Genomic DNA, 21,917 nt, shown 5'->3' with positions numbered 1-21,917 from the left:
TCCGCGGTATGCCCAACCTATTCCGTTACTTATTGAGTTATCTGTTGTTGATCTGTATCAGTCAGACGGCGGCAGCACAGCAGTACCCTGTTACTGCCAGTACACAGATTATCCCGCCGTACAGTGTTTACCTTCCGGACTACGTAGTGCCGGGAAGTGACAAGTTGCGGGTGATTCTGGTGCAGAACGACCTGACCAAACCGTCCTATGATGTGAGACTGCAGATGACAGTGGAACGAAATGGCACGCTGATCATGCGTACGGCACCGGCTTTCACGCCGCGGCCGCTCACCCTGAGCGCAGGGGTGCCTACCATCATCAGTGGCACCGACCTGGCCGATTATCTTAATACCAGCAATATTGAATTCAGCGGGGGATTTAGCCGCGATAGCTATGAACGTACCCGTTCCCTGCCGGAAGGGTCTTACCGCATCACCTTCACGGCATTCGATTATCGCCGGCCAACGGTACAGGTGAGTAATACCGGCGCCAATATCTTTTTCTTCCAGAAAAATGATCCTCCCTTGCTGAACCTGCCTATCTGTGGCAGCCGTGTGGAGAAAAGAGATCCACAGTTCCTCACCTTCAGCTGGAGTAGCCGTAATACGCCCAATCCGCTGGAAGGAGGTGGTACGGAGTATATCTTCTCCCTTTATGAGATCAAACCGAAAAACAGTAATCCGGATTATATCGTACGCAGTACCCGGCCAATTTATACCATCACCACAGATAATACCACGATCCCTTATGGCCCCGGTGAACCGGCGCTGACAGACAGTATGGAATACGTCTGGATAGTGCAGGCGCGTGATAAAAGCGGCCGCGATATGTTCAGTAATCAGGGTCTAAGCCAGAGCTGCCGCTTTACTTATCTGGGTAACAACCCCTTCGAGACGAATAAAATCAGCAAACCGAAATTGTCTGGCGAAGCCACGGGAGAAAGGACGATGAAGCTGCAATGGGCGGCAGCACCGGCCAGTGCGGCTTACCGGGTGGAGACTTACCGGGTGCAATATCGCGCTGTCAAAAAAGACGGCGTGGAATACGATTGGCAAACCTCGGAATCACCAACGGATACCGCGCTCAACGTACATAGCCTGGAGCCGGGCCGCAGCTACGAGGCCCGCCTGCAATGGCGGGTAACCGGCGTTTATGGCCCCTTCAGTGATGTGGTAACGGTAACGACTAAACCGTTGCGTACATTCACCTGCGGCGACCCTGCATTGTTACAGGCGCCGCAAAACAATACGCCGCTGCCTTCTGCCGCCCGCGGCGCTATTTTCCGCATCGGGCATTTTGATGTACTGGTAAGCGACATCTCCGGTGGCGACGGCGTATATAGCGGTCGGGGTAAGGTAGTCACTCCCGGATTTGGCGGTGGTATGCTGGTGCAGTTCAAACAAATCAGCGTCAATACAGACATGGTGGTGACCCGCGGAGAGATGCAGGCCGTGACGGAAGGCATCGATAAGTTCATCAGCGATGAACAGAAAAACCAACGTGGAGGCGACGATGTAGGCCAGGTGAAAACAGGCGATGTGGTACCGGACATCGTTACCAAACTGCACCTGTTCACCAAGGAAAGCATCAAAGTCAATACAGAAGACGGTACTATCACGTTTACCGACTCCAATACCGGTCAGTCTGAAACCGTTAACTATAAAGACAAAGGTAAAGGCCTGCCGCTGGTGATAGAAGACACGGATGGTAACCTTTACAACGTAGATAAAAATGGCAAGGTAACGTCAGCGGGTACACGGGATAAGAGTCTCGCCGGCAACCCGGGTGCACTGGCAGCGCTCAATACGCTGGACCTGAGCAATGGTATGTTTACCTTCTCCGGCAAAAACAGCAAATATGCTTTCGATGCCTGGAAGGACAATTATTACGGCAAACCGGTACTCGACAGCAGCTATGAGAAACTGGCGGACGGCCGTTACCGTGTAGCTGCCAAGGCTATCCTGCCAGGAGAACAGGACCAGGTGATCGCTACGTTGTCAGGAGGAAAAGACATCGATACCAGCAAAATCAAATTTGTAAGTGGTAAAGGCATTGTGTACCCGTCTTCCCCATCACCGGAAGGTTTTGTCATTACCCTTACGGGCGGCCCTGCGGGCGATGCACAGGAAATATATGCGGTGTACGCCAAAGGTGGTAAAAACATCAGCATGGGCAAGCTGCTGGTGGCCAGCTACGCGCCCAAACAAAAACAGGTAATGCTCATCCCTGTAGGCAAAGCCACTATACAGCAGGAAGCCGTGGAAAAAGCGCTGAAAGATGCCTATGAAAAAATAGGCGTTACCTATACCGTGACAGTTGATGAGAGTTTCCGCGATAACAGAGCCTGGGACCTGAACAAGGACAGCCTGTTGCAGGACAGCCACAGTTCCTTCCTGGGTAATGGCTTTACCGGTGAGGAGAAAGCCATGCGCAAGGCTTACAGTAAAGATCATAAGATAGATAATAATACCAGCTATCTGTTTGTGGTAAATGAGGCCGCGTTGAATGATGGTGACCTTCAAGGTAAAATGCCGCGCCAGAGCCAGTTCGGTTTCATCTTTGCCAAAGGCGCTTCGGTTGAAAGCATTGGCCGTACAGTGGCTCACGAAACCGGTCACGGCGCCTATACGCTGGAGCATACGTTCAGCGCCGGCATCGGGCTGGACATACGCTCCACCGATAACCTGATGGATTACAGCAACGGCTACTCGCTGTTGAAATACCAGTGGGACGTGGTGCATGATCCGGGCCACGTATGGGGCATTTTTGAAAATGACCAGGAACAACAGCAGGTGTCATTCGGCAGTGTGAAGGTGTTTGAGAAATTCATCAACAAACCTTCCAATACCTATACCTTCCTGACACCGGCGGGAACTAAAGTTACATTGCCGGAGGATGCTGCCAATCTCTCGTTCTCCACGCTCGACCGGACCTTCTATAAGGTCAAAGATAAAGTGGACACAAATCAACCGACGGAAGACCTGGTGCCGCTGGGTGCACTGTTGTCCTTCGATGTTAAACAGGTGCGCTATGCCGTTAATTTCAGCGCTAACAGGTTTAATGGTTATTTGAATGCGGAAGGCAGCGTATACAAGGACGATGTTTCCAAGACATTGGGTGCAGACACTGGTATCGCGGTATTCCTTGGTGTAAAGGAAGGCAAGTTTATTACCTATGCTTCCCGCTTTAAACCGAAATCTCCTGTTAACGTAAGTGACTTCTCCGTTGTTGACCTCAACTTCCTGTTGGACGAAAACAGTATGAGAGAAGTATTGGAGAGAAAGAAAGTGGCTGGTGAACTGATGGAGCTGGATGCTTTCGGTCTGGCGTTTAGCAGTGGTACCGTAGCATTCCGCTACAAGGGCAAAGACGGAGGTTCAATCAGTAGCTTCTTGCTGGATGTACTGAATGAAAAGAGCCCGGTGAAGGATTATATGACCTTCTACACTATTGCCAACCTGAAGAAGGAAGACCTGTTGGCTTTTGCAGACTGTTTGGGAGAACAATGGGACATGTCCCTGGCGGAAGCGTCGCTCCGGAAGGTAGTTTATGGTCCTACACAGGGAATGGACGGTGGATATAAACTGTATCAGACCATCAGAGAGAAGACGCTGGCTGAAATGGCGAAAATTGCCGATGGGAAATCGATGTTGTTGGACGTTGTACATAAAGCCGTGCAGGCCAAGGCAACGGCTGAGGTTATCCGCGATCTGATTAAAAAGAACTATTCACCATGCGCATTGATGCAACTGAGTCTGTCAGACAGGTCGTATATTCTCAATCAGCTGTTGTCACCAGGCATGAATAACGATTATTGGTATACTGATCCTGCCTGGTACACCTCTGATGATGGTCATTTTATTCTGCTGGACCTGTTCAAAACAACACCGAAAACTGACAGGGGAGCTTTGCTGAAAAATGGTCTCATGACCAATAACTATCAATGGTTACGCACATTGTGGGAACAGGCACTGAAGAAATTTAACGGTGTAGGATATGAAGATGTGCGGGATGTATTTGACGAAATCAACCCGTGGATCGCGGAGAATTTCGCGAGCCTGGGTATCAAGCCTCAGGTCAAACAACATTATACGGGCATGTTTGGTCTCGATTCCATTCCATATTGCCCTGGCGAACAGGAATATCTGGTCGGCTTTGGTTCCAATTCCAATCCTGTACTGCATTATTATGAATATTCGGTGAAACGGGAAGGGGACGCAACTTTGTCTTCCAATGGTAAAATCCTCCTGACACAGGATTATACCATGCGTAATGTCTACCCGACCTTCTCTGCAGCCGGCAGCGGTTACTACAGCCCTGAAATTCCGGTGTCATACGATGAGGTGATGGACCCGTTTGAACCGATGACGATGATGGCTGTGTCCAACTATCATGAACTTGGTATCACTGCTGGGGACAAATACATCCTGCCTGCCTATATGGCCGTGGTATATAATAAAGACATATCACGTACCACAAACGATCGCAGGCTCCGGCAGGTGTGCGACGCTATGACGGTGGCGGCGGCAATATTGCTGGCGCCCGAATCCGGCGGCTCTTCCCTGTCCATGATCGCTACGGCTGCCGCCAGGGCTACGCAGGTAGTATCCAGGGTAAGCGCTATTGTGTCTGCCGCAGACTTCGCGATACAGGTGGAGAAAAATAACCTGACCCCGCAGGCATATGCGTTGAACAGGGATTTCTATGAAGCGTGGGATAAATTAAAAGCTACCGTGGACTATGCCGCATTGGGACTGGACGGCTATAATCTTTCTGTATGGGGTACTGGGAAGCTCAAACAATTGAGTCGTCTCAGCGCTACCGGCAATAGCGTCCGGGGTACGCTGGACCTCACAGCATCGTCGCTGAAAAACCTGGCGAATACCTGGCAGCAGCTGAAAACGCTGACCGTGGCCCAGGCTTCCAAACTGACTTTTTCTATTAAGAACTCGAAGTTGTTTAATAAAGTAACTAAAGCTGCGCTGCAGGACAATGGACTCGAAGCAGCAGCCGATGTTACCAATATTGCTGAGGAGTCTATCGGGGCCGCCTTTAAAATGGGCATGGAAAACGGCAGTTTTGAAAGTGACTTCATCGTGTATACCCCAAAACCGTCTCCGCCCAAAATACCCGGCTACTCAGCTGCCACCACAGCCGTATTGGTCAAACAAGAAGGTGTCGACCTCACGAGGAGATTGGCGGCTGAAGGTATTCTTCATGCTGCTACCAGCGATGCACAGATATCAGCCAAGGCATTGGAGGCGGAGTTTGGCCTGGTGGCAAAAATGAAGCCTGCGGAATTTACTGAGAAGCTATCGGTCCGTGTTTACGTGTCAGCAGCGAAAGCAGCGGTGAATGCAGAAGCAGAGCCCGAAGTAATGACCGCCGTTATGCCGGATGGCCAGGAAAGGATCATCTACGTAACACCGGGTACAGCTGTCGATATCCTGAACCGGAGAGAATGTAAACTCTGTACAAGACATAGTCAGGAAGTCTGCAGGAAATTTGAACGGCTGCTGGCCAAAGCGCCGTTACGCGGAGCTGGCGTTGATAAGTTGTGCAGGGAGCTGCCGGCTGCCAAGGTTAATGAAGTGCTGAATTATCTGCTGGACGATAAAATGAATGCAGCTGACCTGGATGTTTTCCTCGACGAAATCGTGGCTACTTCAGAAAAACAGGCGCATATAACCTCTCATGTGAGGGACCTCAATGCAGGTATAATGGCTGCCTGGAAACTGGTACGTCAGGCCAAAAGCAGCACGTCCAAAAACTATGAGGTGGACTACCCCGCGCTGGATGCGCTCCGGACCGCATGGACTGATACAAATTTCCAGACCAATGTGGGTGGTGAGAGCGGATTAAAGACTGCCTTGTTTGCCAACAAAGGATTGCCGTGCGGTACCTGTGATAATAAACCAGGAGCGTTTATACAGCCGCTGAAAGAATATATCCTGGATTTCAAATATTTTTCGGATAATTATAATTTCGCAGGGCTGTGGGCAGACCTGAAACAGGTTAACGCGATCAGGACAGTGTATGGAGCTGCTTACCAGCTACGCATTCTGAGAGCGCTGCAGGGTCGTTTTGCCGGTACGCTGAGATTTGACAGGAAACTGGACGGACCAGATGAGGACGAAGCGGAAGAAGATGCGCTGGCAGTAGAAGAGGTGGCGCAAGGAACAAGGACCAAATGCAAGTACGATATCAAGGTAATGGGAGCCGCCGGCGATCATTATTTTGAATTCAAAAGCTGGGGGGAGACAACCGTGCGGAATTTCTTTAATGGCGGGGCCAGCAAGCGCAAGGCTTTTGGAAGACAGATGGGGGCGTATTTAAGGAAGGTCCAAACGCTGGACCATCTTAACTATATGTTCGATGGCAGGAGAATGACCCACACCAAAGCGAAAGAAATTATCAGGCTGACGCTGAGGGAACATTTCAGAAAATGGTATGGCAGCACAGAGGATAACGACGGCCTCGGCGCAGCCAGGATGCAGGCTTTGTTTGGCCTGAATGAAGATGATTTTGCGGATGCTGTGGAGGATCTTAACAGCCCGGTTTATAATTTTGTTAAAGCAGAATAATGTTTAGACTAACAGCACAATTGCCCGGTATTAATATTATCAGTGACAGTGCGGAATGCCTGTACATCTACAAGGAAGGGGCATTATGGGAGATGAATAAAACAGACCTGACACAACGCAGGCTCATTGGTGATGTACAGGATTGCCATCCTGTTTTTACATCCGGGAATAACCGGATATTAAACTGCAACGGTTCCCTGACGGTATTGCAGCCCGATGGTACGCTACAGATAATAGGAGGGAGGCTTTTCCCGGACGTGCAACTTGGGGAAGACTTATTGATTACGGACAGAAGCCAGCGGCCTAACCAACTGATACGGTTAAACGCTGCGGGGAAGGAAGTCTGGCGAAAAGATATCGCGCTGGGCAACCAGCACCTGATAGTGGGAGACAAGCTGTATTACCTGCGAAAAGACAGCTATAATGTCCGCTTTAATATCATCAACCGGTTATCACTGGCAACAGGAGAGCACGATGAGTTAATAGATTTTGATCCCGGTTATCTGGACAAAGTACCGGACAAAGAGCGATATAAAAACGCTTTCTACTACCTGTTGATGGCCAATGAGGAGGTCATTGTCGCGTTGGTTAACAACAACAGGATAGTAGCGGTGGATATTCATACCGGTGCTGTAAAATGGGAGATAACCGTAGTGACAGATGCAAAAGGGCATGCTGCCGTGTTTCCATTCGCGGGGCCTGTCTGGGGCGGTATGTTCGATGGAAAGAGATACGTGCTGCAGGGACGGGCGTTCAGTTATATAGACCCCATTTCCCAAAGCGCTGTAGTGTTGCAATATCCGTTGCTCGACAATACAGGCCGGGAGCTGAATGTTTTTGCCAGCCGCAAGGAGGGAGAACAGCTGTTATACACCGCCAGCGTGGGCGGAAAAGATCTTAACTGCATCGGTGTTTTTGATGTGCATCAGGAGGCTGTTATCTGGCAGGAAGAGGTGCCCATCGCTCCCCGGGCAACGTTGCGGGACGCGCCACTGGCTGGTAGCCGTTACCTGTTTGTGGCAGACAGCAACAATGTGCTCTATATCTACGAACAGGGCTAAACTCTTATAAATCACGTAACTTTAAGCCGGCTTTGATACAAAGCCGGCTTTATTTTTGCCCTGCAAACACAAACTGTTACTCATGAAAAAGATCCTTTACCCGGCAGCTGCCTTGCTGGTAATGCTGATGGCTGCTTTTACCTTTATCACCACCCAGAACTGGAAAATCAGCAGCGGATATTCCATTAAATTCACCGGCAAGTATGCGGATGGCGCCTTTGAATCCATGAAAGGCACGGTGGTATTTGATGAAAAGGACCCTGCTTCCGCAAAGTTAGATGTGCTGGTCGATGTGTCTTCCATCAATACCGGTAACGGCCTTAAAAACCGCCACGCCCGTGGTGAGAAATGGTTTGATGTGGACAAGTACCCCTATATTCACTTTGTTTCTTCCGAGGTAGTGAAAACCGCTACCGGCTACGATGCTAAAGGCACCCTCGATATGCACGGCATTAAAAAACCGTTCACCATTCCTTTTACTTTCACACGTAACGGCGATAAGGGCGTATTTCAGGGATCGTTTAAAGTCAATAGGGGCGACTTTGGTATTACCACTCCCCGGGGCGACGAATCAGATTATACCCATCTTACAGTAACCGTTCCCGTTACCGCCAGGTAATATGCGGCCAGTACTTTTTTGGTGTGGCATCGCCACTGGCCTGATCGCGGCAGCACTGTCCGTGGGGTATGCTGTCTTTTACCAGGCGGCGCTGGGAGTGGATTTCTCCCGGGTGGCGCCGGTAACGGCCATCATCAGCGCTAATATGGGGGGCGCCATGGTGATCATGCTGGCCTGCTGGCTGTTGGAGCGTTGGAAAGGACAGGTGCCCCGCAGTTTCAACGGTTGGCTGGTGGTATTTTCAGTACTCAGTGCCGGTATTCCTTTCGGGGTAAGCCTGCCGCTGGACATACCCGCGCCGGAGCTGTTCCCCGGCCTGACAGCGCCCATGCACCTGTTGCCCGCACTGATCTGGCTGGTCTTACAGCCCTGGTGGACCGTTAAAAAATAACTTTTGATGTTCCATGGGTATTCCTATCTTCGCTATTGAACTTTGTTTGTGTACCGATAAGACTATAGAATGGACCTGATTATTAATGCCAGGCAAGCTGGCAGAAAACATGCACTGATAGAGAAACAAAAGATTGTCATAGATGATTTGCCCGTTAACCCGTCACTCCGCGCCTTGCTGGCAGCTGTTGTCAAACAACAGGTGACTGCCTATAACGACAAACCTTTAGAGAAAAATCTTTTGCCCTTTCTCTCCAAAGAACAAATTGCCGACCAGGCCGGCACCGGAAAGGTGGGTTTTGGCAGTATTTACAATGAAAATAAAGCCGATCTGGCCAAAGCGCAGGAGACAGCCATGCTGGCCTACGAAGATGGCCTGTACGCTGTTTTTGCCGATGAGGAGGAGTTACAGGGGCTTGATCGTACCTTTGTACTACATCCCGAAACCGTGATCACCTTCATCCGGCTGACCTTCCTCGCCGGTAGTTTCTGGTAAAAATCACTTATGCCGACATTCATTTTTTAACCCGATTACCATACCTTAATTTGTTTGACCATGGACGTTAAAGAATTCCTGAAGACCAGGACTAAACCCCATTACATCGAAAATCTGGCCACAGACCTGAAAGCCGTTTACAATGGCGAAACCACGCATCCGCTGCTGACAAAGGACGCAGCCGAAATAGTGTTGATCATGCTCAATGAACTACTGGAGCATGAAAAGAGAAATGGCTATGCTCAGACATTTGCAATTACCTATAAAGACAAAAAATATATCCGGCTGGAGGAACTGCTGAAAAATGGTTTCTGGGACACCACGGAAGGTGCCAATCTGTTGGAATACCTGTTCGGTAAGGAAATTGGCGCCTATGTTAAACATGCATGGGAGCAGACACCTCACCTGATGTACCAGACCGGTTATGCCCGTCGCTCTTTCCGGGCGCCGAGCGACCCGGAAGTGTATTTCGTTTTGCAGCTGGAATTCCTGCGGCAGGCAATCCCGTATGCACATCAGTTTTCATATTATCCCAAGACGGAGTTTACCTGTTTTGACCTGAGCCTGGAAGAACAGGTACGTTGTGAGGGCCATCTTTTTGGCGTAGTGATATACCGCATATGGTCTGCTGCCATCGACCTGGGCAATGAGTCCCTGTTTAAGGCATGTGAAGATATTATCTATAATAAAGACCCGGAAGGGAAGGTGAGCCGCGCACTCATCAAAGCCCTGCTGACCAGCAACAAACAGGCGGCGTGGGAACTGGTGGAGAAGCTGCTCCTCGCTGCACAGCGGCAGGAAGGGCTGCGGCAAACCATCATGGAAGCGCTGGACGAAACTTCCGTAGGCGCGCTGAAATACATGCTGAAGGTAGTACTGGACAATAAGCTGACCCGCTTCTCGTCCGTTGTCCGGGCACTGGACGTATGGGCCGGCCTCTTCTGGGAAGCAGAAAAAGAAACCACTGTCCGCACTTTCCTGGAGAAAGGGCTGGAATACCTCGAAGCCCCCAACACGATTCCGGCGGCCATGAAGAGTAAGAACAATACGGACGTATACATGGCGCTATGGGCGCTGGGCGTACTCGACGTAATGGCTACACGCCCGCTGGTATTTCAACTGCTGGAAGATAAGAGTGCAGAAAAACGCTCCCTGGCACTGAAGTTCGCCGTGGAAACCAGTTACTATAACGTGGACATGCCGGCTGCCTATGAAGGCCTGCTGGACACAGACCTGGCCGTAATAGCCAGAGCGGTGGTGATCATCAACAACAAGGTCCAGTTTAATGCAGCCCACTACGATACCTACTTCCCTGAGATGTTCGACAGGCTCCATGCGATCATTCAGAAGGTAAAGGAAAAGGAAAAAACATTTGAAGGAAATATTTTTTCATGGTTGACGATCAAATACGAACGCAATAATGTGTTCAACGCGATGATCAAAATGATCAATGACCGGGAAGACAGGCTGGAAATTGTGTTGGGGTATTTTGATGAAATGAATGTCTCCCTGCGCGAACAACTGTCCCGTAGCCTGCTGAAAGGTTATTCGCCATATAGTTACCATGACCAGGAGAAAGAAGGACCACTGACACCGTTCCAGCGGAATTTCGCGCTGCGTCTGCTGAAGGACAGAGGCGAATATGTGGTGTCCATCGCATTTAATGCCCTCCATGGCCAGCAGTTTACCCTGCAGGAAATGGAAACGTTTACGGATATACTAAAACGTAAAGGGGCCTCTGTCAGAAGCAAAACGATCGACATGGTGCTCAGTCAACAGGACGATATCGTGACAGCGGTAACAGAAAAGCTCCTGCAGGGCGATGTCGAACAACGCCTCGGTGGACTGGACATCGCGCTGCGCTTACAGAAAAGCAATCGTCTCGCTACGCAACGTACCGGCTGGGTCACATCCTTCAGAGAGCGGAAAAGCGTCTCCCAGAAAGAAGAAATATTATTATCACAACTCTCGGAAGACAATAATGTGTTGTCTTACTCCGCAGAGAATGGCTACGGATTGTACGACCCTGCTGTTATTTCACCGGTGATATTGCCACCGGTAGATCCTAATGACTACTACGGTAAATGCATCGCAGAAGGGCCTTACGGCTTCTCCATGCCGATGGAGGCGTTGCATGAGCAATTCATTAAACTCAATGACCTGTTTCAGCAACATGCCACTTACGAATATGAAGTAGAGAATTACGACAACTCCAAATCCATGGTGTTGCTGGGTAACAGCTTTCAGAACTGTAAGATATACACCTATAAATTCGCTTCCAACGAAGAGCAATATGCACATTTCCCGCTGCCGGAAGTATGGGAGGGATGGTACCAGGAAAGCGGCTTTACGCCACGGGATATTTTCATACTGACTTCCCTGATGGTTGACATGTATGACACGGAAGATGAAATGAAGGGAGGAAGCATCATGAAGCCTTATCAACCGACTTATGAAGAAGTGATACCAGTGGCGCTGAGAGGAGACCGTCGTTATAAATACAATGACCCGGTACTGAAAGTGACGAATGCCCTTCAGCTCATTCACCCGTTTGAACAACGGGCCGAGTTCCTGCTGGGTGGCTGCAAACGCGTGTTTAATGCACTGACGCCGGAAATGCTGCAATTCCAGCAAAAAGGGTACTACGGTTTGACGGGGTGGCAAAGCAGTACGCAGCTCGAACGCTTTCTGTCATTCCTCTATACGGTCCCCACGGAAAAACAGCCATTGGAAGACTGCTGGAATCTTTACCACTGGCGACAGTTCTCCGGCCTGCCAGAACTGGCCGCAAGGTACCTGCCACCATTACCGGTATTTATCAACGCGTTTGAAGCCGGAATCATATCTGAAAGTGAGATGTACCGCGGTCTGATCAGTGTAGAAAATATGCGCACCCTGTCCGGCAGCCGCAAAGGCAAAAACAAGGACAACTACTTTGAACAGCATCCATTTCTCGAAAAAATGTTCGTCAAAGTCAGGGAACATTTCCTGGACATTGAACTGAAAAGGGGAGACTCCGGTACGCCGGTAACCAACATGGTACAGGTGCTGGGAGCCATTTACGGCGTTAAACGCTTCGGTGAAATATGGGCCGGCCTTGGGAAAACAACGCTCAATCGTGGTTATATCTATACCTATAATACCGACGCTATGAGCAAACAGAAAATATTCAGCCTGTTGCTGAAATGCTGTTTCCCGCTGCCGGAAGACACACAGGAACTGTTCGATGAAACCGTAAAGAAAGTCAAGCTCACGGAAGCGCAACTGATAGAAGCGGCCGTATATGCGCCACAGTGGCAGAAGTTTGTCAGCCAGCATCTTGACTGGAAAGGCCTGGACTCCGCCATCTGGTGGATGCATGCCCATACCAAATCAGCCGGCAACGAACAAAATGCGGAAGCAGAAAGCGAAATTGCCCGTTACTCCGCAGTGGATTTACAGGACTTCAAAGATGGCGCGGTAGACAAAGACTGGTTCGTGAAAGCCTATAAAGAACTGGGCAAACAACGCTGGCCTATCGTATACGAAGCGGCTAAATTTATCAGCGATGGCAATGCTCACCGTCGCGCGCGTTTATACGCTGACGTTATCACCGGTGATCTCAAGATCAAGGAGGTGACACAGAAGGTAAAGGAAAAGCGCGACCAGGACTACCTGCGTCTTTATGGCCTGATACCCTTGAGCAAAACCAATCCGGAAAAAGATGTGCTGGCCCGCTACGAATATCTTCAGCAGTTTAAAAAAGAAAGCCGTCAGTTTGGCGCCCAGAAACAATCCAGCGAAGCACTGGCCCTGCGGATTGCCATGGAAAACCTTGCGCGTAACGCGGGATATGCTGACCCGCAACGACTGACGTGGGCCATGGAAACCCGGCAGGTGCAGGGTATCCTGTCTAAAGAAACACAGGTGCAGTACGACGATGTGACGATAGGACTGGTGATAGACGAGGAAGGTCAGGCCGATGTGGTGGCCTTCAAAGGGGATAAACAGCTGAAAGCCGTTCCGCCGAAATACAAAAAGGATAAGAAAATAGAAGAGCTGAACGAGTACAGGAAAACGCTGCGTGAACAGTTCCGTCGCTCCCGCAAAGGGCTGGAAGATGCCATGGTACGCGGTGACGTGTTTTCCTTTGAGGAAATATCCACGCTGTTCGATCACCCGGTGATTGCCAAACATCTGGAAAAGCTGGTGTTCATCACAGATAAAGCGAACGGTTTCTATCACAGCGGCAGCCTGGTAGATGCCAAAGGAAAAGCGACGAAGCTGACAGCCAAAGACGCCATCCGCATTGCCCACAGCAGCGACCTGCATCGGGCGGGCGTGTGGAGCGATTATCAGCGTTATTGCTTTGAGAAGTCTGTCCAGCAACCGTTCAAGCAGATCTTCCGTGAGCTGTATGTGCCGATGGAAGATGAACTGAAGGAGGTATCTGTGTCCCGCCGTTATGCCGGTCATCAGGTACAGCCTACACAGACAGCCGCCCTGCTTAAAACCAGGGGCTGGAAAGTGGACTACGAAGAAGGTTTACAGAAAGTATTCCACAAGGAAGGTTTTGTGGCTAAAATATATGCTATGGCCGACTGGTTCTCACCAGCGGAAGTGGAAAGCCCGACGCTGGAGACCATTAAGTTCCACGATCTTAAAACGTATACACCGGTAGCGTTTAAAGATATTTCCCCGCTGATCTTCAGTGAGGTGATGCGTGACCTGGACCTCGTCGTGAGCGTGGCCCACGTGGGTGGGGTAGACCCTGAAGCCAGCCATTCTTCTATCGAAATGAGAAAAGTGCTGCTGGAAGAAACCCTCCGCCTGTTTAAGCTCTCCAATGTGAAAGTGAACGGCAATCATGCTACGATCAAAGGTAAGCTGGGTGAATACAGCATACACCTGGGAAGTGCCGTGGTGCATCAGTTGCCGGGAAGATACATTTCCATTCTGCCGGTGCATTCGCAGCACAGAGGCCGGATTTTCCTCCCGTTTGTGGACGAAGACCCGAAGTCTGCTGAGCTGATCTCCAAGGTGCTGTTACTGGCAAGAGACCATGAAATACAAGACCCGACAGTATTGGAGCAACTTTCTCGAAATTAAACGAACAAATTGTAGCCCCGGGCTTTAGCCCGGGGTTTTTTAATGATCGTTTTTTTATCAGTAATATTCTGTATGTTTGGTTTTTACCAGTCAGGATGTAAGCCTAATACTGTCTGCTATGCAGGAACTACAGGATGTTTCCAACGAGTTGATGAACCTTTTTTCGCTAATGCTGGAATATGTAGCAGGTTTTAAAAATAACCATGCCGCATCCCTGAGCCCTGTCCTGCTGCTGGTGAACGCCGGAGGTCAGCAGATGGAGGAGGCGCCCGGCCTGGCAACAGCGGACGATTGGTTTGATCAACGCCTCCGGGAAAACGATCCCCTGTATGCTGTTTATGTAAAAGACGCCCTTTACACCGATGATAAAATACAGATCTCGGGAGAAGCGTTTATGTTCGTCCTCTACGATAAAAACTACCAGCACCGGGTTATATTGGCCCAACCTTATGCCGGTATGCCGTTTCAATGGACCGGTACGCCTGTGATGCTGGGCGTGTTGTCCAACGAACTGCTGTATACACAATCACCTACCTTGCCCCGCCCTGAGCCGCCTCCAGGAAAGCCTTTATGGAAATTCCGTTGAATTGTGGCAATTTGCAGCCACATGACGCACCGTTATTTTATTATTTATAAACCATATGATATGGTCTCCCAGTTTATCAGTTCTGACAAAGAAAAGGTGAACCTGCTGGGTGACCTGGATTTTCAATTTCCCGAAGGGACACATGCCATCGGCCGGCTGGACAACCATTCGGAAGGATTGCTGCTGCTCACGACCAACAAGAAAATTACCCGGTTGCTGTTTCAGGGAGAACGGCCGCATCAGCGTACCTATCTCGTACGGGTCAAAGGCCATATGTTACCGGAGACGCTGCAACGGCTGCAAACAGGTGTCCGGATCCCGATCACCGGTCAACTGGAGTATATGGCGGTGCCTTATAAGGCGTCTATTGTGTCCCGGCCTGCCGGCCTGTTGCTCCGTCCTTCTGAAACACCGGAGCGGGCGCCGCATACCTGGTTGCTGATCACACTGACGGAAGGTAAGTACCACCAGGTGCGCAAAATGGTAGGCGCGCTGAATCACCGTTGCCAACGCCTTATCCGCGTGTCCATAGAAGATATGGAGCTGGGGGATATGCAGCCCGGCGAGGTAAAGGAACTGGATGAAGCCACCTTCTTTGAGCGCCTGAAATTAGCGACTGACCTATAAAATAAAACCCGAAAATGGGAATATCCCATTAGGAAGCGCCTTCTTTTCTTGTTAGGTTTGCTTGTTGGAAATCATGCTATAACAAGAATTTTTTATGAGAAGAGTTTTCGTTCTGACGCTGTCTTTGGCGTTGGGCATGGGGCTTCATTCCGCCCGTGCCCAGGAAAAACGTTACCCGATTATTCCTTATCCGCAGCAGTTGGTCCCGATGGAGGGAACCTTTACCATTACGGGCAGCACCCCGCTGGTATTACCTGCCAATGCACGCGCTTTTACCAATGAGGTGGCGCAATTGCAGGCACTGGTGAAGCAGGGGATTGGCACCACGCTCAAAACTGCTACCGCAGCTTCCGGCAACGCTATCGTGCTGAAACAGGACCTCACGCTGCCCGGGGAGGAAGACTATACGCTGCAGGTAACACCGCAACAGTTGCAGATTGGCGCTAAATCACCCACGGGTTTTTTCAGGGCCATCGTTACCCTGCGCCAGCTGATGCCGTCTGCCATCGAAGGCCGCACCACCGGCAACCTTCGTTCTGTGGCCATTCCGGCGATGCAGCTGAAAGATCATCCGGTATACGCCTGGCGCGGTATGCACCTCGACGTGTCCCGCCATTTTTTCTCTGTCAGCTATCTGAAGAAATTTATCGACCTGCTGGCGTTGTATAAGATGAACAAGCTGCACCTGCACCTGACAGATGATCAGGGCTGGCGCATTGAAATTAAAAAATACCCTTTGCTGACCACCGTGGGCGCCTGGAGAGAGTTGAACAACCAGGATTCTGTATGTATGCAGAAAGCGAAAGAGAACCCGGATATGGAGATTGATCAGGAGCATATCATTCATAAAGATGGTAAAACCCTCTATGGTGGCTTCTATACACAGGCCCAGATGAAAGATATCATCGCTTATGCGGCCGCCCGCCATATAGAGATCATCCCGGAAATAGATATGCCGGGCCATATGATGGCCGCCATCCGTGCGTATCCTTTCCTCACCTGCGACGGTAAGTCCGGCTGGGGCAAAGATTTCTCCACGCCTATCTGTCCTTGTAATGAAAGCACCTTCCGGTTTGCGGAAGACATCTATACGGAGATAGCAGCGCTTTTCCCATCCAAATACATGCACCTCGGCGCTGATGAAGTGGAAAAGACCAGCTGGAAGGCTTCTCCGCTCTGTGCGGAGGTGATGAAGGCCAACAACCTGAAGAACGTGGAAGAGCTGCAGAGCTACTTCGTTAAAAGAATGGAGAAATTCTTCCATTCCAAAGGCAAAGTGCTGATCGGCTGGGATGAAATCCTGGAAGGCGGTATCAGTCCTACGGCCATCCTCATGTACTGGCGCGCCTGGGTGCCTGACGCCCCGGTGAAGGCTGCCCGCCACGGCAACAAAGTGATCATGACGCCGGGCAACCCGCTGTATTTCGATGCTACGCCGGACAGGAACTCCCTCGGCAATGTATACCACTTTGAACCGGTGCCTAAAGGCCTCACCGCCGCGGAAGCGACCACCATCATGGGCGCACAGGCTAATATCTGGACGGAATATATCCCTTCTGAAAAGCGCGCTGATTATATGTTCATGCCCCGCATGACAGCCCTGGCGGAAGTATTATGGACACACCGGCAGGATTATGACAACTACCTCCAACGGTTAAACGAACAATTTGCCCGCCTCGATCAGCTGGGCGTTCATTACCGTTTACCTGATCTGGAAGGTTTTACAGAAGACAATGTATTCGTAGACAAAGGCATGCTGGAAGTAAAAGCACCTTTAACCAGCATGACTATACGTTATACGACTGACGGGGCTGTTCCCGGTCCGCAGTCACCTGTTTTGCCTGCTGCATTACCGGTAACAGCACCGCAGACCTTTAAGTTGGCGGCTTTCAGCCCGATGGGCAACCGTGGGGATATATACACCCTTCGTTACCGTCAGGAGGCTTATGCCAAAGCATTGGCCAATAAGCCGGCTACGACCGGCTTCCAGCTGGACTACTTCAAAGGCGCGTTTAAAACCACGGCTAAAATAAAAGCCACACCAGACAGCACACTGCACACTGATATGGTGGTCATCCCGGAAGGACTGGGCCATGGGGAAGCCTTTGGCGCCCGTTTGCAAGGTTACTTTTATGCGCCGGAAACAGCCATCTATAGTTTCTATCTCACCTGCGATGATGGTGGCATGCTTTATATCGACGACAAAACGATCGTCAACAATGACGGCTGGCATGCTCCATTGCAGAAAAGCGGCCAGGTAGCTTTGGAAAAAGGCTGGCACGCGCTGAAAGTGGACTTTGTGGAAGGCGGCGGCGGATACACGCTGAAACTGGAATACAGCGTGAAAGGTAGTCCGCTCCAAAAATTATAGTTATTATGATCGTGATACCCGGGGTTGAAGCCCCGGGTCACGTTGATGCGCGGTTCTACTGTCGTTTGTTTATATTGCAGGATGTTTCTGCAAGAAAATGAAATGTATGAGTATTAGCTGTAGGCTTCGATCAGCAGTAATCATGGTCATCATTGTTATGTTAACCTGTTCTGCATACGCCCAAACCAGGGATTATGACCTCGCACAGACCTTGTCGGGGCTTTCTGTTTCCCAAAAGAAATTATTGTATCAATACGGTACGTTACAGACGTACGCCGGTCAGCCTGTGGCTGACAGTTTCTGGCAGCAGCATGCGCAGGAGCTGAAAGCAGTAGGCCACGAGGAGGCGGGCATACTGGCAAAGGAGTTATTAATTAATACAGAGCTTGTATATAAGGTAAAGCAACCTTCCCGCTTACAGGCGTTGCGTGGGGTATTTACCGCCTCCCGGATGCTGATAGGGCTGGCAGGGCTCATTGCGGCCTATTCCCTGATTCATTTGCTGAGCCGTTACTGGAGCCGGATATATGGTTGGTTATATGCAAAGCTGTATCGTTTGTTCCGCCGTATTTTCTCACCGCGCATGCTCACATGGGAGCTGCTGCTGCTTAGTGTGGCAGGTATCTATTGGGGTGTGCTGATCGGGGACCAGATGCTGCGGACCGTGATTTTACAGGTCTCCGTTTTCACCTTGTGGGCACAGCTAACGGCGGTGGCTACACGGCAGGACCTGATCAAACGTTATTTAGAGCATGTAGTGGACACCCTGGAGAGGCGCAGCACAGCTAAGAAAGCCATCGTTGAGGTGGGACTGCCGGCATTGGGAGCCACGCTGGCGTTGGGGTGGCTGATGTTCCGCGCTCCGGAGGACTGGTACGCTTATGAAGTGATGGTGCCTGGCATGGTGGCCTTGTTTACACTACCGCCTGTTATCTATCTGCATAAAGTACTGAGACGGCTGGTATTGCCGTTCCCGGTACAGTCGCTGCGGGCGGATAAACTGCTGGCGGTGTATACCGCCGCGACCCTGTTGTTATGGATCGTGCTGGTATTGTTGCCGGCCGTGCGGCCGGAGCTATTGATCGCGGTGTCGGTGCTGCTGGCATGCATGCTGCTGCCCATGTCCATCGAAGAGGTGACCAGGTGCGGGACGAAGAACTACATCTGGCTGCAGTTGCTGACGGTGGGCTGGTTATGTGCCTGTGTACTGGCTGGCGGGCAACGGACAATTCCCATGCTCAACTGGACCGGTCTTGGTGGGCTGCTGCTGTATGTGATCACCAAATATTGGGAGGTGCCGGTATTATTAGGTTACTCCTGGAAAAACCGTAAGGCGCTGGGCAGTTTGGGCATGGCCGTGCTTATCTGGGCTGTCGCCAGCCTGATACGCTGGCAGCCACAGTGGTTTATCTGGTTTTAATTGAAAATTTATTTTAATTGTTTATTTTTGCGCTCCGAATAATCTGACTCAAGATACGCGCAGATCTGAATAACGTACTAAAAAGGCTTCTCAGGGCCTCCAAGGCGTTTGCAGGGTCTGCGTTTTTTTGTGCCGGTATTTGTTATGCCCGACATATCCCCCCGTAATTCATGCCGTATGCATCCCGGAACGCATCCCGGAATCCCAGGGCTGAAGCCCTGGGCTACGATGTTCTTCAGGCTTGTTTAAAGGAAGGTTGCATCCGGAATATGTGGAGCATGTGAGGCCGTGTTATTCCGTAGACCCATATATTGAAGGATGTTATCCGGAATGAGTAGGGCATATTGCCCTGCGCGATAATATGTCTTCTCTGACAGCACACTCTCAAGCATGCTGTTTAATATCAGCCAAGTATTGTAATCTTCGCACTGATTTCTGATCTATTAGTTTTAATATATACCAATAAGATGCTTTGGTATCTACACCGCTCTTCGCTATCAGGCGAATCAGTAGTAATCATGGCCATCATAGTTACCGATCATCACTTTTCTGATTGGTTCCTCAAAAAGGTTACTATTTTTCATAACTGTAAAAAATACGCTTAATATTCCCGTTATGAAGAGAATCCTGGTCCTTTTATGTATAGGTATCACCGGATACCATGCCCAAGCCCAGCAGAAAGCGCCCGCTTATCCGCTGATAACCCACGACCCGTACTTCAGCGTCTGGTCCAATACCGATGCGCTTAATCAGTCTGCTACTGTTCATTGGACAGGAGCGCAGCAGGCATTGTCTGGCCTGGTGAAAGTGGACGGTGTGACTTACCGGGTATTGGGCGCCCCTGACGATGGGGCGGAGACAGGCATTGTGCCCGCAGAACAGACCGATGTGGCGGTCCATGCCACCCAGACAGTTTACCAGTTCCGGTGCGGACAGGTAGCCCTTACATTGACCTTTACATCGCCGTTGCTGGTGCGTGATCTTATGTTGATGTCCAGGCCGGTATCTTATATCTCTTACTGTGTACATGCGACCGACGACCGGCAGCATGCTGTGGAGGTATATTTTGGCGCCTCCACCGACCTGGCGGTCAACGGGCCGTCGCAGCCGGTCACTACGAAGCAGTTCACGAGCGGACAGTTGTCGCTGTTGAAAGCGGGCACCGTGCTGCAACCGGTATTGCAGAAAAAGGGCGATGACCTGCGTATTGACTGGGGCTACTTGTATGTGGGCGTTCCCTTATCGGCGAAAGCTACCCAGTACATCAGTTCCCCTGTCGAAGCGGTGCAGCGCTTTGCGCATAAGAAAGCCAGTCCGGTCAAAGGTGACCGCCACCAGGTGCTGAGCACCAGCGTGTCTTTAGGCATGGTGGGCACGGCGCCGAAAGAACAGCTGTTCCTGATCGGGTATGATGATCTTTATGCCATTCAGTATTTCAATACCAATCTGAAAGCGTGGTGGAAAGATACCCCGGCTGCCACTATCGAAAATGCGCTCAATACGGCGCTGAAAGACTATGCCTCCGTGCAGCAGCAGTGCGAAGCATTTGACCGGGAGCTGCGTACCGACGCCATCGCTGCCGGTGGGGAACAGTATGCCGCTTTGTGTGAACTGGCCTACCGCCAGAGCGTGGCGGCCCACAAACTGGTGAGAGGCCCTAAAGGAGAGTTGTTGTTTCTCTCAAAAGAAAATTTCAGCAATGGCTGTATTAATACGGTAGACGTTACCTATCCTTCGGCTCCTCTTTTCCTCCTATATAACCCTGACCTGCTGAAAGGCATGATGACCGGCATCTTTGAATATTCCGAAAGCGGACGTTACACCAAACCATTTGCAGCACATGACCTGGGTACTTACCCGTTGGCTAACGGGCAGGTATATGGGGAAGATATGCCCGTGGAGGAATCCGGTAATATGCTGATCCTGGCAGGGGCTATTGCGGTGGTCGAAGGCAATGCTGGTTACGCCAAGGCGCATTGGAAAACACTGACCACCTGGGCCGACTACCTGTTGCAGGCAGGCTTTGATCCGGCCAACCAGCTATGTACCGATGACTTTGCCGGACATCTTGCGCGTAATGCCAACCTTTCGCTGAAAGCTATCATGGGTATTAAGTCATATGCTATGCTGGCTGGCATGCTGGGAGAAACGGCAACGGCTACACGATATAACGATCAGGCGCGTGATATGGCTAAAAGATGGCTGGACCTCGCTGCTGACGGTGACCACTATACGCTGGCCTTCGGCAAGCCTGGCACCTGGAGCCAGAAGTATAATATGGTATGGGACAAAGTGCTTGATTATCATCTCTTTCCGAAGGCTGTTTACAGTAAGGAGATAAGCTACTACCTCGGAAAACAGCAACCTTTCGGCTTGCCACTCGACAGCCGGAAGACGTACACAAAATCTGACTGGATCATGTGGACGGCAGTGTTGGGGGATGATATGGCACCCTTCGTACAACCGCTGTATAAGTATATAACTGAAACGCCTACACGAGTTCCTTTGAGCGACTGGCATGAATCGGTAGATGGTAAAAAAGTAGGGTTTCAGGCGAGGAGTGTGGTCGGTGGATACTTTATGAAGATGCTGGACGTGAAGCTGCACAAAGGCAAATAGCAGCGGCAATTCAAAGTCAATAATCTAATTTGACACCGAAGCCCTGGAAACGGGGG

General features: G+C 50.6%; 11 protein-coding genes. All 11 read left to right on the top strand.

Annotated elements, in window-relative coordinates:
• Nucleotides 1-8: 8 nt before the first annotated feature.
• The 11 genes from HHL17_RS20785 to HHL17_RS20735 all read left to right on the top strand — a co-directional run bounded on the left by HHL17_RS20785 (nt 9) and on the right by HHL17_RS20735 (nt 21,861).
• Nucleotides 9-6,584: a fibronectin type III domain-containing protein gene (locus tag HHL17_RS20785; protein WP_169226709.1), complete on the top strand. Its 6,576-nt coding sequence runs from the start codon at nt 9-11 to the stop codon at nt 6,582-6,584.
• Nucleotides 6,584-7,645: a PQQ-binding-like beta-propeller repeat protein gene (locus HHL17_RS20780; RefSeq protein WP_169226708.1), complete on the top strand. Its 1,062-nt coding sequence runs from the start codon at nt 6,584-6,586 to the stop codon at nt 7,643-7,645. Before HHL17_RS20785 ends, HHL17_RS20780 begins: the two co-directional genes overlap by 1 nt.
• Nucleotides 7,646-7,727: 82 nt before the next feature.
• Nucleotides 7,728-8,264, top strand: a complete 537-nt coding sequence (locus tag HHL17_RS20775; RefSeq protein WP_169226707.1) for a YceI family protein — start codon at nt 7,728-7,730, stop codon at nt 8,262-8,264.
• 1 nt (nt 8,265) lies between these two features.
• Nucleotides 8,266-8,655 (top strand): hypothetical protein, encoded by a 390-nt coding sequence (locus HHL17_RS20770; protein ID WP_169226706.1) that lies wholly within the window; start codon nt 8,266-8,268, stop codon nt 8,653-8,655.
• Between the two features lie 69 nt (nt 8,656-8,724).
• Nucleotides 8,725-9,150, top strand: a complete 426-nt coding sequence (locus tag HHL17_RS20765) for a hypothetical protein (protein WP_169226705.1) — start codon at nt 8,725-8,727, stop codon at nt 9,148-9,150.
• Nucleotides 9,151-9,210: 60 nt separating this feature from the next.
• On the top strand, nt 9,211-14,238 hold the full coding sequence (locus tag HHL17_RS20760) for a DUF4132 domain-containing protein (RefSeq protein WP_169226704.1): 5,028 nt from the start codon (nt 9,211-9,213) through the stop codon (nt 14,236-14,238).
• A 118-nt stretch (nt 14,239-14,356) separates the two neighbouring features.
• A complete protein-coding gene (locus HHL17_RS20755; protein WP_169226703.1) occupies nt 14,357-14,824 on the top strand; it encodes a hypothetical protein in 468 nt (155 codons plus the stop codon).
• Nucleotides 14,825-14,845: 21 nt separating this feature from the next.
• On the top strand, nt 14,846-15,451 hold the full coding sequence (locus HHL17_RS20750; protein WP_169226702.1) for a pseudouridine synthase: 606 nt from the start codon (nt 14,846-14,848) through the stop codon (nt 15,449-15,451).
• A gap of 94 nt (nt 15,452-15,545) precedes the next feature.
• A complete protein-coding gene (locus HHL17_RS20745; RefSeq protein WP_169226701.1) occupies nt 15,546-17,822 on the top strand; it encodes a family 20 glycosylhydrolase in 2,277 nt (758 codons plus the stop codon).
• 157 nt (nt 17,823-17,979) lie between these two features.
• Nucleotides 17,980-19,242: a hypothetical protein gene (locus HHL17_RS20740; protein WP_169226700.1), complete on the top strand. Its 1,263-nt coding sequence runs from the start codon at nt 17,980-17,982 to the stop codon at nt 19,240-19,242.
• Between the two features lie 615 nt (nt 19,243-19,857).
• Nucleotides 19,858-21,861, top strand: a complete 2,004-nt coding sequence (locus HHL17_RS20735; protein ID WP_169226699.1) for a glutaminase family protein — start codon at nt 19,858-19,860, stop codon at nt 21,859-21,861.
• Nucleotides 21,862-21,917: the final 56 nt, after the last annotated feature.

This window comes from Chitinophaga fulva (assembly GCF_012927205.1).
GTDB classification, from domain to species: Bacteria; Bacteroidota; Bacteroidia; order Chitinophagales; family Chitinophagaceae; genus Chitinophaga; species Chitinophaga fulva.
This window is presented reverse-complemented; position numbering and strand designations above follow the sequence as displayed.